The organism is Pseudomonas sp. TE31087, from assembly GCF_057284075.1.
Genome location: NZ_JBXVNN010000001.1, coordinates 3,065,810 through 3,081,513, shown reverse-complemented (window position 1 = coordinate 3,081,513; position 15,704 = coordinate 3,065,810). Strand labels below are relative to the sequence as shown.

Here is a 15,704-nt window from a genome sequence, read left to right as displayed (position 1 = left end):
TTCAACCTGTTGGAGTGTTTCCCATGAGCAAGATCGCAATCATCGGCGCCACCGGGCGCGCCGGCAGCCAGTTGCTGGAAGAGGCCCTGCGTCGTGGCCACAGTGTGGTGGCCATCGCTCGGGATCCGGGCAAGCTGCAAGGCCGTGACGGCGTGACGGTCAAGGCGCTGGATGCCAAGGACAGCGCCGCCCTGCAGACGGCCGTGACTGGCTGCGATGCGGTGTTGAGCGCGGCGCATTTCTCCACCCTCGAGCCTGGCGCGATCATCGAGCCGGTCAAGCGTGCCGGGGTCAAGCGCCTGCTGGTGGTGGGTGGTGCCGGCAGCCTGCTGCTGCCGTCCGGGCACCGGGTGATCGACAGCCCGGACTTCCCGGAGGCCTACAAGGCCGAGGCCAGTGCCGGGGTGCGCTTCCTCGAAACGCTGCGCCGCGAGCCGACCCTGGACTGGACCTTCCTGTCGCCGTCGGCGGAGTTCGTCGAAGGTGAGCGCAGCGGGCACTACACCCTGGGCAAGGACCACCTGCTGATCGGCGCTGATGGCAAGAGCTGGATCACCTTTGCCAATTACGCCATCGCCATGCTCGACGAGCTGGAGAAACCGGCGCACTCGCGGGCGCGGTTCACGGTCGGCTACTGAGTCGCGCGGTACCCTGTAGGAGCGGCCTCGTGCCGCGAAAGGGCTGCACAGCAGCCCCAGGCTTTCAGCGACAAATCAGATATCGCCGGGGCCGCTATGCGGCCCTTTCGCGGCACAAGGCCGCTCCTACAAAGGTTGCGCAAGGCTTGAGGCGCGCGTCTGCAGCCACTCCACCAACTCGACCAGCCCCGTGGGCATGGTCTTCGACGGGCTCACCAGGTAATAGCCCTTCCCGGTCGTCACCTTCAGCTCGAACGGCATGCACAACCGGCCTGTGCGCAGGTCGTCGCCGATCAGCGAGAAATCGCCGATGGCGATCCCCGTCCCCTGGGAGGCCATGGCCATTGCCATGTCCAACGTCTCGAAGTGCTGCTTCGGCCCCTGGGGCTCGAACCCGGCGTTGGCCGCCTGCAACCACAGCTGCCAGTCGTGTTCGTCCCGCGAGGGGTGCAGCAGCATCTGCCGCGCCAGGTCCTGCAACTGCAAGAGGTCGCTTGATACCGATGGCGCGCAGACCGGCGTCAGTTGTTCATCGAACAGCTTGCGTACCTGCAGCCCATGGTTCGGCGCCGCGCCATACACCACGGCCGCATCGAAGCCCTCGCGGCGAAAATCCACGCCGTGCTGCACCGTGGTGGTCAACTCCACCGGCACGTCCGGGCGCAGTGCCTGCCATTCCAGCAAGCGTGGCAGCAGCCAGCGCATCACGCAGGTCGGCGCCTTTAGCTGCAGTGTCGCGCTACGCCCGCCGACCTCGCGCACGCCTTGCTCGATCAGGGCAAAGACCTGCTGCACCCGGGGCAGCCAGTCCTGCCCTTCGCGGGTCAGGGTCAGGCCCCGGGCCTGGCGCTGGAACAACGCGTAGCCCAGGTGCTCCTCGAGCCCGGCGATCTGCCGGCTGACCGCGCCCTGGGTGATATGCAGCTGTTGCGCGGCGCGGGTGAAGTTGCAGTGCCGGGCGGTCACCAGGAAGGTGTGCAGGGCGGGGAGGGGGGGCAGGCGTTTCATTGTGATAAGCCATGATGTGGGGTCATGGCTAGTATGTGTTTTTTTGCATTGTGGCGGTAGTCGGCGCTTGGTTCCATGAGCACAGGTCTCAACAAGAATCGGGTACTCGATGATGGCAACCTGTGGTGAAGTGCTGGTCAAACTCCTCGAAGGCTATGGCGTCGATCATGTCTTCGGCATTCCCGGCGTGCATACCGTGGAACTCTACCGCGGCCTGGCCGCCTCCTCGATCCGTCACATCACCCCGCGCCACGAACAGGGTGCCGGGTTCATGGCCGATGGCTACTCGCGTACCCGGGGCAAGCCTGGGGTGTGCTTCATCATCACCGGCCCGGGCATGACCAACATCACCACCGCCATGGGCCAGGCCTATGCCGACTCGATCCCGATGCTGGTGATTTCCAGCGTGCAATCGCGTAGCCAGCTGGGCGGTGGACGCGGCAAGCTGCACGAGCTGCCCAACCAGGCTGGCCTGGTCGCGGGGGTGGCGGCGTTCTCGCACACGCTGATGAGCGCCGATGACCTGCCCGAGGTGCTGGCCCGCGCCTTCGCCGTGTTCGATGGCGCCCGACCTCGCCCGGTGCATATCGAGATCCCGCTGGATGTGCTGGTGGAACCCGCCGATCACCTGTTGCCGGGCCGCGTGGTGCGCACCACCCGGGCCGGCGCCGCGCCACAGACCGTGCAACGCATGGCCGTGCGCCTGGCCAAGGCGCGGCGTCCGCTGATCCTGGCCGGTGGCGGTGCGCTGGAGGCGGGCGCCGGGCTGGCGCGGCTGGCCGAGCACCTGCAGGCGCCGGTGGCGCTGACCATCAACGCCAAGGGGTTGTTGCCCGCGAACCATCCGCTGCAGATCGGCTCGACCCAGACCCTGCCGGCCACCCGTGCGCTGGTGGCCGAGGCCGACGTGGTGCTGGCCATCGGCACCGAACTGGCCGAAACCGACTACGACGTGACCTTCAAGGGCGGTTTCGAGATCCCCGGCAGCCTGCTGCGGATCGATATCGACCCGGACCAGACGGTGCGCAACTACCTGCCCGAACTGGCCCTGGTAGCGGATGCCGCCCAGGCTATTGAAGCGCTGTTGGTGGCCCTGAACCTGCAGGCGCAACCGCCGCGCGAAAGCGATTGGGGAGCGGCGCGGGCCGCCCGCCTGCGCCAGGACAACGCGGCCAGCTGGGACCAGCCGACCCTGAGCCAGACCCGTCTGCTGACCAGCATCCTGCAGACCCTGCCGGACGCCATCCTGGTGGGCGACTCGACCCAGCCGGTCTATACCGGCAACCTGACCCTGGACATGGCCAGGCCGCGTCGCTGGTTCAATGCCTCCACTGGTTACGGCACGCTGGGATACGCGTTGCCGGCCGCCATGGGCGCCTGGCTGGGCAGCGCCGAGTCGCCCGCCGTACGCGCGCCGGCGGTGTGCCTGATCGGTGACGGCGGGCTGCAGTTCACCCTGCCTGAGCTTGCCAGCGCGGTCGAGGCGCAGGTGCCATTGATCGTGCTGCTGTGGAACAACCAGGGGTACGAGGAGATCAAGAAGTACATGGTCAACCGGGCGATCGAGCCGGTCGGCGTGGACATCCATACCCCGGACTTCATTGGCGTGGCGCGGGCGTTGGGGGCCGAGGCAGAGGACGTGGGTGATGTGGCGCAACTGCAGGCAGCGTTGGGCAGGGCGGTGGAGCGCAGGGGGCCGACCTTGATCCAGGTGGATCAAGGTCAGTGGCAGCGGACGGTTCAGGGCTGAAGCTGCAGCGAGGGCTTTGCCCTCGATCGCGGGGCAAGCCCGCTCCTACAGTCGCCCGATGTTTGTCTCTTTTCAGCTGGCGCTGGCACGCAGGCGCGCCACGTCGCGAATCGGCGGGCGCGCCGTACAGGCGGCTGTACTCGCGGCTGAACTGCGACGGGCTTTCATAGCCTACCCGGTAGCCAGCCACCGCAGCCTCCAGCCCGTCGTTGAGCATCAGTCGCCGCGCCTCCTGCAGGCGCAGCTGCTTCTGGTATTGCAACGGGCTCATTGAGGTCACGGCCTTGAAACGGTGGTGCAGGGTCGAGGTGCTGAGGTTGACCTCGCGCGCCAGGTCCTCGATGCGCAAGGGCTCCTGGTAATGCCGGTTGAGCCAGGCGATGGCCTGACAGACCCGGTGGGTCTGGCTGCTGGACAGGGCGATCTCGCACAGGCGCCAGCCCTGGGGGCCACGCAGCACGCGATACATCAGTTCGCGGCGCACCAGTGGGGCGAGCACGGCAATATCTCGTGGGCTGTCGAGCAGGCGGACCAGGCGCAGCAGCGTGTCGAGCAACTGCGGATCGCTTTTCTCCACGAACAATCCGCGTCCGGAAGACTGACCGGGTACCAGTATCGGCCCGCTCTCGGCGATCAGCTGGCTGATCTGCGCCGGGTCGATGTCCAGGCGCAAACCCAGGCAGGGGTTCTCGGGGCTGGCTTCGAGCAGGGCGCCGGTGATGGGCAGCGTTACCGAGACCACCATGTAGTGCAGCGGGTCGTAGGTATAGCGCTCGTCGCCCAGGAACAATGTCTTGCTGCCCTGGGCCAGGATGCACAAGGCCGGTTGCGCCAGGGCCGGCATGCCGCGCACATCTTCTTCATAGCGAGTCAGGTACAGGTCTTCGATGGCCGACACCGCGCCATAGGGGCCGTTGGCGTGACGTCGGATCAGCCCGGCCAGCTCCTGGCGTTGCTGTTCCAGAAGCGGATCGAGGGGCGTGGATGAACTCATGGCGGGATTCCTCTGCTGACCGACGCAGCATAGGTTTGGGCAATGGCAGGCGCTAGTCGAAAGCTGCAGATCGATTGCCTGATCCTGCCGCGTTGCAGGATCAGGCAATCGGCCGGCAGTAATGGCCTAACGTCCCGCGCGGGCGAACCTCTAACCTTGGCAGCCTGGTTTTCCCGTCCGTAGTGCTTCAAGGAGATCGTTCATGACCCAGCAACAACCGGTCACACACCTGGCTTTCATCCGCGCCAGCAACGGTCGATCCGCAGAACTCGGCGTGCGCCTGCGCGACTTGCTCGAGCCGTCGCGACGTGCGCCGGGCTGCCTGAGCTTCAGCGTGCAGCGCTCGCAGGTCGATGCCGACCTGTGGCTGCTCAGCGGCAGCTGGTGCGACCAGCAGGCGATGAGTGGCTATTTCGCTTCGCCCACCCTCGACGTGTTCGGGGAGCTGGTGCAGGAGCAGGTGGTCAGCAGCCTGGACCTGCATACCTTCGCCTAACGTGTAGAATGCCGCCCCTCGATCACACAGGCGCAAAGCGACATGGCACGTAGAGAATTCCCCCACTTCGAAGCGGTTTCGGCAATGGTTCCGGTGCAAGGCGGCGGCTACCACGCGGCGATCGCCGTGAAGGCCCTGGTCATGGGCGGTGCGCCGCGCTTTCACAAAGTGCTGGACGGGCAGGTGTTCCAGTCGGCGATCGCGGCCGACCAGGCCGCTTGTGCCGAACTCGAACGCCTGCAGGGCGTGAGCGAGGAAGGTGAACTGGTCTTCTGATCAGACCTGTGGGCGAGCCATCTTGAACAGCTCGCCCAGCGCGAAGTAGTCGGCCGGGCCGCCGCCACGCAGGATCGGCTCGGCGGCGGCGGTATCGTAAATGCCATCCTTCAGCAGGTGCTCGGCAATGTGCACCGCCACCACCTCGCCGAGGATCAGCCAGCTGGGCACCACTTCCTGGTCCGCACGCTTGAGCTGGACGATCTGGCTGACCTTGCATTCGAAGCTCACCGGGCTTTCGCCCACGCGCGGCACCTTGACCACATTCGAGGCGGTCGGGGTGAGGCCGCTGAGCGTGAACTCGTCGACATCTGCCGCCACGGCGGCGCAGCTCTGGTTCATCTGCTGCGCCAGCGGACGGGTGGCCAGGTTCCAGACGAACTCACCGGTCTGCTCGATGTTGTTCAGGCTGTCTTTGCGCCCGACGCTGCAGAAACCGATGATTGGAGGGATGTAGTTGAAGGCGTTGAAGAAGCTGTAGGGCGCCAGGTTCAGGCGGCCTTCGCGGTCGTGGCTGGAGATCCAGCCGATGGGCCGTGGGCCGACGATGGCGTTGAACGGGTCGTGGGGCAGGCCGTGGCCTTTGGCGGGTTCGTAGTAGTACATCTGCGCAAGGCCGCGAGGCCCTTCCTGGTGGGGGACAAGGCGCCTAGTGTGCCAAGGCTTGGCCCGGCTGCAAATGATCAAGCCCGGCCGAAGCCGGGCTGGTTGCGCGCATCAGCGATCAGCTGATGCGGTGGCCGTTGGTGCGGTCGAAGCCATCTTCGGCGAAGCGCTGGCCGCCGGTGCGATCGAAGCCGTCTTCGGCGAAGCGCTGGCCGCCGGTGCGATCAAAGCCGTCTTCGGCGAAGCGTTGGCCGTTGGTGCGATCGAAGCCATCCTCTGCGTAGGTAGCCGACTGACTCTGCACGGCCGCGAAGGTGTGGGCGCCGGTACGGTCGAAACCATCTTCGGCGAAGGCACCAGTGGCCAGAACAGAGAGGGCGAGGGTGAGGATCAGTTGGTTTTTCATGCTCGTTGCTCCGGTGGATTGCTTGGGGTTGTTGTTTCTATGGGCTTAATGCTACGCCTATTAATTTGATTAAAAAGCGCAAAAAACAACGCATAAGCATCGATTAAGTCGATTGTTTTTGGCGCGGGTAACTGCAGGAAGTTGCCATTGGCGCCCCGGCCGCCGCCCAGCACCGCTCCTATCGGTTTTCGGGAGGGCCAGGCGGTGGCAGGGCCATTTCAGAATGAGCCCAGGCAGTTAATTGGGAATTAAGGGAGGAGGCGGCTTTTCACGAGAGGGAGGCCTGTTACCCGTGATGCGAGGTTCAGCGAGCGGTCGAACTTTTCAGAGTGCTCGTTGAGCAGCCCCGCTCATGTCTCCTGGGTATTCACCCTGTAGCGGGTGCTTCGTCCGCCGCCGGGCAGACGAACCAGGCAGTGCTTGTCCAGCAGGTCGGCAAGGTGCCGGGTGGCTGTGGCCTTGGAGACCTTGGCCACAGCCTGGTACTGGCTGGCACTGATACCCGCCTCGAAGCCGCGAGGGCCACCGTCGAGCAGGCGATTGAGCACTTTGACCTGTTCGGGTAACAAGCCGTCGCCACGATGGATCAGCCAGAAGCGTGCCTTGGCCAGCACCCGGTCGATGCGCGCCAGCGCTTGCTGGAGGCTGCGCAGCAAGGTGGCAAGGAACCAGGCCAGCCATTGTGTGACGTCCAGATCGCCGCGCTGGCTGCTTTCAAGGACTGCGTAGTAGCCGGCCCGGTCTTCCAGGATGCTGCTGGATATGGCGTAGAAACGGACCGCCCGCTGCCCGCCCTGGGCCAATGCCAGGTCTGTGATGGCGCGGGCCAGGCGGCCATTGCCATCGGTGAAGGGGTGCAAGGTGACGAACCAGAAATGGGCGAGCCCCGCGCGTAGCAGGGGGTCGAGTTGCCGATCACTGCGGCTTCTCTCGAACCAGTCGAGGAACTGCTGCACCTGCTGCTCCAGGCCGGCACGCGGCGGTGCTTCGAAATGCACCCTGGGTTTGTCGATACGACCCGACACCACCTGCATCGGGGCATCGTCGCGCCATGCGCCGACTGGCATGGGCGGTGCGAGCGTAGTGTCATGCTCGGGGAACAGCCAGCGATGCCACAGGAACAGGCGCTGCTGATCCAGTGGCCGAACATAGCCCATGGTCGCATCCACCATCAACTCGGCCAGGCCCTCGCTGCGAGTCGTGGTCGTTCCTGGCTCGGCAATCCCGAGCCGGCGGGCCAGGGAAGAGCGCACGGACTCCACATTGAGCTGCTCACCCTCGATGGCCGAGGACGTGACAATGTTCTGCAGCAGGGTATCGAGTGTATCGAGGTTGGCATTGGCCTCGGTCACCGCCCCCGCTCTGCCCAGCAGGCAGCCTTGCGCCTGGACGCAGTCCCTGAGCAAGGTTGCCAGTTGCGACGCGTCCCAACGAACGTCGGGCCAGTCGGCCTGCTGCCAGACCCAGACGGTGTCTGCAGCCGTGTGCGCTTTTGGGTTCATGAGCCAAATAATAGCGTCATTCGGCTCATGATGTGAGCCGAATGACGCTATTATTCGGCTCACAATCCATTAAAAAAGGGCGCCCGGTCATCCGGAGCGCCCCTTTTCAGTTCTGCGAGGAGGGATCAGTCGGTGGTGATCCGCGAATGCTGCTTGGTGTCCTTCATGGTCGCGTACACCAGCAACGAACAGGCGATGCAGGCGGTGACGTACCAGTAGTAGCCAGTCTCCATGCCGGCGCTCTTGAACCACAGGGCCACGTACTCGGCGGTGCCGCCGAAGATCGACACGGTCAGCGCGTACGGCAGGCCGACGCCCAGGGCGCGGATCTCGGTCGGGAACAGTTCGGCCTTGACCACGGCGTTGATCGAGGTGTAGCCGCTGACGATGATCAGCGCGGCCATGATCAGGAAGAACGCGCCCCACCAGGTCTGGATGGTGTGCAGGGTGCTGAGGATCGGCACGGTGAACAGGGTGCCGAGCACGCCGAAGGCGATCAGGATAGGGCGTCGACCGATCTTGTCGGACAGCCCGCCGATCACTGGTTGCAGGCACATGAACAGGAACAGCGTGGCCGCCGAAATGGTGGTCGAGTCGCTGATGCTCATGCCCACGGTGTTGACCAGATACTTCTGCATGTAGGTGGTGTAGGTGTAGAAGGCCAGGGTTCCGCCCATGGTCAGGCCGACTACGGTCATCAGCTCCTTGGGATGGCGCAGCAGGGTGCGCATCAGGTTTTCCTTGGATTTTTCCTTCTTGGTGAAGGACGCGGTTTCTTCCATGCCGCGACGCAGGTACAGGGCGACCACCGCGCACAGCGCGCCGATCACGAACGGCACGCGCCAGCCCCAGGCATACAGCTCCTCGGTGGTCAGGGTGTTCTGCAGGACGATCAGCACCGCCAGGGCGATGAGCTGACCCGAGATCAGGGTGACGTACTGGAAGCTGGAGAAGAAGCCACGGCGTTCCTTGCTGGCCATCTCGCTCAGATAAGTGGCAGAGGTACCGTATTCGCCACCCACCGACAAGCCCTGCATCAGGCGGGCGATGACCAGCAGGACTGGCGCGGCGACGCCGATGGTCTCGTAGCCCGGGGTCAGGGCGATGACCAGGGAGCCTGCGCACATCAGCAGCACCGATGCCATCAGTGCCGCCTTGCGGCCCTTGCGGTCGGCGTACAGGCCCATCAGCCAGCCGCCGATCGGACGCATGAGGAAGCCCACGGCGAAGATCGCGGCGGTATTGAGCAGTTGGGCGGTGGTGTCGCCGGCGGGGAAGAAGGCCTTGGCGAAGTACAGCGAGAATGCGGCGTAGACATACCAGTCGTACCATTCGACCATGTTGCCGATGGAACCACTGAAGATCGATTTGAGGCGGCTGGCGGTGGACTTTTGCGCGGCGGGCGCAACGGCCGCCCCGGTGGGCAGAGTGCTGGCGTTATCCATCAGGGATACCTTCTCGTTGTTTTTGTGGAGCGCGCTCGAGGCGCAGCTTGAGAAGGGTTTTGCAGGAGGTGTGCCAGGTGGGGGCGCAGTGATCCGTTTGGGTGCATCGTGAGCCGGTCCGCTCCCACGCAACCCCTGTAACCTGCGGGTAATGCATATCCTTGTAGGAGCGGGCTTGCCCCGCGAAGAAGTGCCTCGGAGGATCAGTGAGTGAGCGGAATTTCGCTTGTTCTCGCCAGTGGATAGGCAAGAATCCGCTCATTCGCGCTCAAGAAAGTCCTCTCTCGCCAACCCATGCCGCTGCATCTTTTCATTGAGTGTGCGCCGCGGCAGTTGCAGTGCCTCCATCACGCCCTTGATCTCACCCTTGTGCTGACGCAATGCAGCGCGCAGACACTGGGCCTCGAACGCTTCCATCTGCTCGACCAGGGATTGCCCGCCGGACGCGACCTCCAAAGCCGGCGAGCCCAACCCCAGGGCATGCCGTTCGGCGGCATTGGCCAGCTCGCGCACATTGCCCGGCCAATCGTGGGCCAGCAGGCGCGCCAGTTGCGCGCCGCTCAGCGGTGGGGCGCTGCGCCCCAGGCGTTCGGCGGCGCCGCGGGCAAAATGCTCAAACAGCAGCGGGATGTCCTCACGCCGTTCGCGCAGGGGCGCCAAGCGCAGTTCGGCGACGTTCAGGCGATAGGCCAGGTCTTCGCGAAAGCGCCCGGCGCGGGCTTCTTCAAGCAGGTCCGGCTTGGTCGCGGCAATGATGCGCAGGTCGACGCTGATACTCTGGTTGGCGCCCAGCCGCTCGAGCTTCTGTTCCTGGATCACCCGCAGCAGCTTGGCCTGCTGGGCCAGGGGCATGCTCTCGATTTCGTCGAGGAACACGGTACCGCCATTGGCGTACTCCAGTTTGCCGATTCGCTTGCCCTGGGCACCGGTGAACGCGCCACTTTCATGGCCGAACAGCTCGGCCTCGAACAATGTTTCGGGAATGGCCGCGCAGTTGAGGGCGACGAAGGGTTTGTCGGCGCGCGGGCCGAAGTCGTGCAGGCAGCGCGCCACGCGCTCCTTGCCGCTGCCGGTTTCACCGCGGATCAGCACGTTGACCGGCAGGCCGGCCAGCTCCAGCACCTGGCGGCGCAGTTGCTGCAAGCCCTGGGACATGCCCAGCAGGGTGTTCTCCAGCTGCGCCTTGAGGTCGGCCTGCTCATGCAGGTGGCGGTTCTCCAGGACCAGCTGGCGCTTTTCCAGGGCCCGGCGCAGGCTGCCCATCAGGTGCTGTGGTGTGAACGGCTTTTCCAGGAAGTCATAGGCGCCATTGCGCATCGCTTCCACGGCCATGGGCACATCGCCATGGCCGGTGAGCAGGATCACCGGCAGGTCGGGGTCGTTCGCCTGCAGCTGTTCGAGCAGTTGCAGGCCGGACATGCCGGGCATGCGTACGTCGCTGAGGATCACCCCGGGGAAGTGCGGCTCGAGCCTGTCCAGACAGTCTTCGGCGCGGGCGAACAGTTGCACGCTGAAGCCCGACAGGCTCAGCCACTGTTCCACCGCGGTGCGGATGCTCGCTTCGTCGTCGACGACAATCACCGAATTCAACATACAGGCTCCAGGTCGCGGGGCAGGGTGAGGCTGAAGCGGGCACCGCCCGGCAGGTTCTCGACCTGCAGGCGGCCACCGGCGTCGATGACGATGCCATAGGAGATGGCCAGGCCAAGGCCCAGCCCTTCACCGACCGGCTTGGTGGTGAAGAACGGATCGAAGACCCGGTCCAGGTCGCAGTCGAGGATGCCACCACCGGAATCGAGCACGCTCAGGCGCCATTGCCCATCGTCTGCCTCGATGCGGATCTCCAGGCGTTTGTAACGTTTGTCGGCCATGGCGTCGATGGCGTTGCGCAGCAGGTTGATCAGCACCTGCTCGAGGCGGATCGCGTCGCCGCGGACCCAGGCCGGGCGGGCCAGGTACAGCGCCACTTCGACGCCTTCGGCGCGGATGCGGGTATCCAGCAGGTGCAGCGCCTGGTCGACCACCGTGGCCAGGTCCAGACGTTCGCGCAGGCCGCCGGGGCTGTTGCGGGCGAAGGTCTTCAGGTGGCCGGTGAGCGCGGCCATGCGGGTCAGCATCTGCTCCAGCGGCTCCAGGGCCTGGCGGGCTTCGTCATGGCGGCCATGGTCGAGCAGCAGGCGCAGGGTTTCCAACTGCATGCGCTGGGTGGTCAGCGGCTGGTTGATTTCGTGGGCCAGGGCTGCCGACATCTGCCCCAGCGCCGCCAGCTTGGCCGATTGCACCAGGCCTTCCTGGGCGGTATGCAGCTCACGGGTGCGCTCCTCGACCAGGCGCTTGAGCTCTTCGCGGCTGCGTTGGCGCAGGCGGGCCAGGCGCAGGCGCTGGCTGACGAACAGCGCGGCGAACACCAGGCTCAGCCAGATGGCTGCAGCGGCGAGGGCGGCGTTGCGGCCATCCTCGGCGACCTGCGGCTTGCGCAGCAAGTGCAGGGTCCAGCCTTCGGCCTCCAGGGGCAGGCGCTCCCACAGGTACTCGGCGGTGCCATCCGGGCCTTGCACGCGGGTCAGGTGGCTGGTGTCGGTGAAGCGGGTCAGGGCCTGGTGCTGCAGGGGCACCAGCGGTTGCTTGTCGTACTGGCGGGTTTCGGCCAGTTCGGCGCGGTCGGCGCCGGACAGCGGTTGCAGCTCGCGGTAGCGCCAGCCGTCCTGATTGGCGATGAAGGTGATGCCGCGGGCATCGCTGACCAGCAGGATATCGCTGCCCTGGCGCCACTCGCGTTCCAGCTCCGGGAACTCAAGTTTGACGACCATGGCGCCGAGGAAGCGGCCATGTTCGTCGTTTACCGCGCTGGACAGGAAGTAGCCCGGCACGCCACTGGTCACGCCGACGGCATAGAACCGGCCGCTGCCCTGGCTGCGGGTCTGCTTGAAATAGGGGCGAAAGCCGTAGTTGGAGCCGACATAGGTGGTCGGCAGGCGCCAGTTGCTGGCGGCGATGGCCAGGCCCGTGCGGTCGAGCAGCTCCAGGGTGGAGGAGTTGGCGGCGCCGTTGATGCGTTCGAGCTTGCGGTTCAGGGCGTCCTGCACCGGCTCGGTGATCGGACCGCGCAGGGCCGCGATCAGCTCCGGATCCAGCGCCAGCACCGCAGGCAGGGCGCGATAGCGCTCGATCAGGGTGTGCAGGGCGTTGGCATACAGGCCCAGTTGCTCGCTGGCCCGGCGGGCGTCGGTTTCCATGGCCTGGCGCTTGGCCTGGTGCATGGCCCAGCCGGCGCTGAGGGTGGTGCCGACCAGGATCAGCAGGATGATCAAACCCAGGCGCAGGGCGCGGAAGGATGAGGGCATGGGGCGGATCCGGGATCTCGGTTGTCTGTGCCGGCCTCATCGCGGGGCAAGCCCGCTCCCACAGGATTGCAGATGTTCCTGTGGGAGCGGGCTTGCCCCGCGAAGGGCCGAACCTGCTTAACGCAGCTCGAAGCTCTGCTGCTGCACCGCCTGCGAGTCGAGGCCGATCTGCACATTGAACTGGCCAGCTTCGGCGACGTGCTGCAGTTGGCCATTGTAGAACTTCAGGTCCTGCTCACTGATGTCGAAGGTCAAGGTTCGCGCTTCGCCGGCCTTGAGCATGACTTTCTGGAAGTTCTTCAGTTCCTTGACCGGGCGGCTCATTGACGCACTCTGGTCCTGGATATACAGCTGTACCACGGTCTCGCCGTCACGTTTGCCGGTGTTCTTCACCGTAACCTTGGCCTGCAGGGTGCCGCCACGCTTGAGTTCCTTCTGCGACAGCGCCAGCCCCGACAGCTCGAAGCTGGTGTAGCTCAGGCCGTAGCCGAACGGGTACAGCGGGCCGTTCGGCTCCTCGAAGTACTGCGAGGTGTAGTTGCCCGGCTTGCCCGGGGTGAACGGACGGCCGATGCGCATGTGGTTGTAGTACATCGGGATCTGCCCGACCGAGCGTGGGAAGGTGATGGCCAGGCGACCGGACGGGTTGTAGTCGCCGAACAGCACGTCGGCGATGGCGTTGCCGCCTTCGGTGCCGCTGAACCAGGTCTCGAGGATGGCGTCGGCCTGCTCGCGCTCCCAGGCAATCGACAACGGACGGCCGTTCATCAGCACCAGCACCAGCGGCTTGCCGGTGGCCTTCAGCGCCTTGATCAGGTCGCGTTGCACCGCCGGGATCTCCAGGGTGGTGCGGCTCGACGATTCGTGTGACATGCCACGGGACTCGCCGACCACGGCCACCACCACATCCGACTGCCTGGCGGCCTTGACCGCTTCGTCGATCAGCACGGCGGCGGGACGTGGGTCATCGACGATTTCCGGTGCGTCGAAGTTGAGGAAGTTCAGGTAGTCGAACATGGCCTTGTCGCCGGTCACGTTCGAACCCTTGGCGTAGACCAGCTTGGCCTTGCCTTCCACGGCACGGCGCAAGCCCTCGCGCACGGTGACCGAGTGCTGCGGTTTGCCATCGGCGGCCCAGCTGCCCATCATGTCGATCGGCGCATCGGCCAGGGGACCGACCAGGGCGATGGTGCCGGCCTTTTTCAGCGGCAGGGTCTGCTCGCGGTTCTCCAGCAGCACCAGGCCACGGCGTGCCACGTCGCGGGCGGTGTCACGGTGCAGGCGGTCTTCGGCGTAGTAGTCCTTCAGGTCGGTTTCGGCCTTGGGAATGCGCACATAGGGGTCCTTGAACAGCCCCATGTCGTACTTGGCGCCCAGCACTTCACGCACCGCCTGGTCCAGTTCGTCCTGGCTGACTTCACCGGACTTCAGCAGCCCTGGCAGCTCCTCGCCGTAGAGGGTGTCGTTCATGCTCATGTCGATGCCGGCCTTGATCGCCAGCTTGGCGGCCTCACGGCCGTCGCGGGCAACGCCATGGCGGATCAGTTCCTGGATGGCGCCGTGGTCGCTGATGGTCACGCCCTTGAAGCCCCACTCCTTGCGCAGCAGGTCGTTCATCAGCCAGGTGTTGGAGGTGGCCGGCACGCCGTTGATCGAGTTCAGCGCCACCATCACCCCGCCGGCACCGGCGTCGAGCGCGGCGCGGTAGGGCGGCAGGTAGTCGTTGTACATCTTCGGCAGGCTCATATCGACCGTGTTGTAGTCGCGCCCCCCCTCCACCGCGCCGTACAGGGCGAAGTGCTTGACGATGGCCATGATGCTGTCGGCGTTGGCCGGGCTCGAGCCCTGGAACGACTTGACCATCACCTGGCCGATCTTCGAGGTCAGGTAGGTGTCCTCGCCGAAACCTTCACTGGTGCGGCCCCAGCGTGGGTCGCGGGCGATGTCGACCATCGGCGCGAAGGTCATGTCCAGCGAATCGGCGGCGGCCTCGATGGCCGAGGTGCGGCCGACCTTGGCGATGGCGTCCATGTCCCAGGACGAGGCCAGGCCCAGGCCGATCGGGAAGATGGTGCGCTCGCCGTGGATAGTGTCGTAGGCGAAGAACATCGGGATCTTCAGACGGCTGCGCATGGCCGCGTCCTGCATCGGCCGGTTCTCGGGGGCCGTACGCGAGTTGAAGGTGCCACCGATGCGTCCGGCGGCGATTTCCTCGCGGATCTTCTCGTGGGGCATCTCGGGGCCGATGCTGATCAGGCGCAGTTGGCCGATCTTCTCGGCCTCGGTCATCTGGCCGACCAGATGGTCGATGAACGCCTGCTTGTCTTGCAGGGGCGCGGCGGTTGGGGCGGCAAGGGCCGCCTGACTGGCAAGGCCCATGGCCAGGCCCAGCAAAGACAGTTTCATCATCAATTCCGTTGTCGAGTGATATGCGGCTGGCCGAGACGTTTCGTACGCCTGTTATTGTCGCGTCCGCTGGCGGTTCTGTGGATCATTCATCCATGATCCGGCGCAGTCGCGGATTATGCCTTATATGAGGCGTTTGTTGAGATACACTCTCGCCCACCCGATTGCCGGGATAACAACGATAAGAACGCTCGAGAGACGATGGCATGACCGAATACGAACAGCGCCAGATCGCCGAGGCGATCGCCCGCGCCGAGCGGCGTACCGATGCGGAGCTGGTGACCGTCCTGGCCCGCCGCGCCGACGACTTTCCCTACCTGCCGTTGCTCTGGGCCGCCCTGCTGGCCTTGCTGATCCCTGGCGCGTTGCACCTGTGGCTGGGCGGCATTGGCGTCAATGGCCTGCTGCTGGCGCAGATGCTGACCTTCATCAGCCTGTGCCTGCTGTTGCGCCACCCGCGCCTGGCGGCCTGGGTGGTGCCGGTGGTGCTGCGGCGCCGGCGTGCGTCGGGCCTGGCCCGCCAGCAGTTTCTCGAGCTCAACCTGCAGCGTACCGCTGGTGCCACGGGGGTGCTGATCTTCGTCAGCGAAGCCGAGCGTCATGTCGAGATATTGGTTGATGAGGGCATTGCCCGGCACCTGCCCGAGCAGGCACGCGAGGCGATCGTCGCCCGCTTCACCGATCAGGTGCGCCAGGGCCATACCCTGCAGGGTTTCGTCGAGTGCATCGAGGCCTGCGGCGAGCTGCTCAGCGAACACGTGCCGCCCACCCATGCGCGCAACGAGCTGCCCAACCGCCTGGTGATTCTCGACTGATTCTCGTGGTCTGAATCA

General features: G+C 65.4%; 13 protein-coding genes and 1 pseudogene. 5 read left to right on the top strand and 9 right to left on the bottom strand.

Features of this window, described 5'->3' with window-relative positions; genetic code table 11:
* Positions 1-23 precede the first annotated feature (23 nt).
* The gene (locus ACZ899_RS13835) at positions 24-638 is read left to right on the top strand and encodes an NAD(P)-dependent oxidoreductase (protein WP_234560684.1); all 615 of its coding nucleotides are present in this window, start codon (positions 24-26) and stop codon (positions 636-638) included.
* 126 nt (positions 639-764) lie between these two features.
* Here the strand turns inward: ACZ899_RS13835 and ACZ899_RS13830 are convergent, their stop codons facing one another.
* Entirely contained in the window at positions 765-1,646 is an 882-nt protein-coding gene (locus tag ACZ899_RS13830; protein WP_234560683.1) for a LysR substrate-binding domain-containing protein, read from the bottom strand.
* A gap of 112 nt (positions 1,647-1,758) precedes the next feature.
* On the opposite strand from ACZ899_RS13830, the gene ACZ899_RS13825 reads away from it, so the two are divergent.
* Positions 1,759-3,396 carry a 5-guanidino-2-oxopentanoate decarboxylase gene (locus tag ACZ899_RS13825; RefSeq protein ID WP_234560696.1) on the top strand — a complete coding sequence of 546 codons (1,638 nt, stop codon included), beginning with the start codon at positions 1,759-1,761 and terminating at the stop codon, positions 3,394-3,396.
* Between the two features lie 72 nt (positions 3,397-3,468).
* Here ACZ899_RS13825 and ACZ899_RS13820 read toward each other — a convergent pair.
* Positions 3,469-4,390: pseudogene (locus ACZ899_RS13820) on the bottom strand (AraC family transcriptional regulator).
* A gap of 202 nt (positions 4,391-4,592) precedes the next feature.
* Here ACZ899_RS13820 and ACZ899_RS13815 point away from each other — a divergent pair.
* Together ACZ899_RS13815 and ACZ899_RS13810 are read left to right on the top strand one after the other, a co-directional pair.
* Positions 4,593-4,886, top strand: coding sequence for a putative quinol monooxygenase (locus ACZ899_RS13815; protein WP_050703928.1), 294 nt, complete (start codon positions 4,593-4,595; stop codon positions 4,884-4,886).
* A 42-nt stretch (positions 4,887-4,928) separates the two neighbouring features.
* Entirely contained in the window at positions 4,929-5,162 is a 234-nt protein-coding gene (locus ACZ899_RS13810) for a hypothetical protein (RefSeq protein ID WP_232854631.1), read from the top strand.
* Here the strand turns inward: ACZ899_RS13810 and ACZ899_RS13805 are convergent, their stop codons facing one another.
* From ACZ899_RS13805 to bglX, 7 genes are all read right to left on the bottom strand, one after another.
* On the bottom strand, positions 5,163-5,768 hold the full coding sequence (locus tag ACZ899_RS13805) for a flavin reductase family protein (protein WP_203647840.1): 606 nt from the start codon (positions 5,766-5,768) through the stop codon (positions 5,163-5,165).
* A gap of 118 nt (positions 5,769-5,886) precedes the next feature.
* Positions 5,887-6,174, bottom strand: coding sequence for a hypothetical protein (locus ACZ899_RS13800; RefSeq protein ID WP_234560682.1), 288 nt, complete (start codon positions 6,172-6,174; stop codon positions 5,887-5,889).
* 350 nt (positions 6,175-6,524) lie between these two features.
* Positions 6,525-7,676 (bottom strand): Fic family protein, encoded by a 1,152-nt coding sequence (locus ACZ899_RS13795; protein ID WP_234560681.1) that lies wholly within the window; start codon positions 7,674-7,676, stop codon positions 6,525-6,527.
* Positions 7,677-7,801: 125 nt separating this feature from the next.
* Positions 7,802-9,121: an MFS transporter gene (locus ACZ899_RS13790; protein WP_420713634.1), complete on the bottom strand. Its 1,320-nt coding sequence runs from the start codon at positions 9,119-9,121 to the stop codon at positions 7,802-7,804.
* Between the two features lie 258 nt (positions 9,122-9,379).
* Positions 9,380-10,714 (bottom strand): sigma-54-dependent transcriptional regulator, encoded by a 1,335-nt coding sequence (locus ACZ899_RS13785; RefSeq protein WP_232854628.1) that lies wholly within the window; start codon positions 10,712-10,714, stop codon positions 9,380-9,382.
* Positions 10,708-12,465, bottom strand: coding sequence for an ATP-binding protein (locus ACZ899_RS13780; RefSeq protein WP_203647835.1), 1,758 nt, complete (start codon positions 12,463-12,465; stop codon positions 10,708-10,710). Before ACZ899_RS13780 ends, ACZ899_RS13785 begins: the two co-directional genes overlap by 7 nt.
* A gap of 117 nt (positions 12,466-12,582) precedes the next feature.
* Positions 12,583-14,874, bottom strand: a complete 2,292-nt coding sequence (gene bglX, locus ACZ899_RS13775) for a beta-glucosidase BglX (RefSeq protein WP_234560680.1) — start codon at positions 14,872-14,874, stop codon at positions 12,583-12,585.
* A gap of 203 nt (positions 14,875-15,077) precedes the next feature.
* On the opposite strand from bglX, the gene ACZ899_RS13770 reads away from it, so the two are divergent.
* Complete coding sequence (locus ACZ899_RS13770; protein ID WP_234560679.1) at positions 15,078-15,686, top strand: TPM domain-containing protein; 609 nt, start codon at positions 15,078-15,080, stop codon at positions 15,684-15,686.
* Positions 15,687-15,704: the final 18 nt, after the last annotated feature.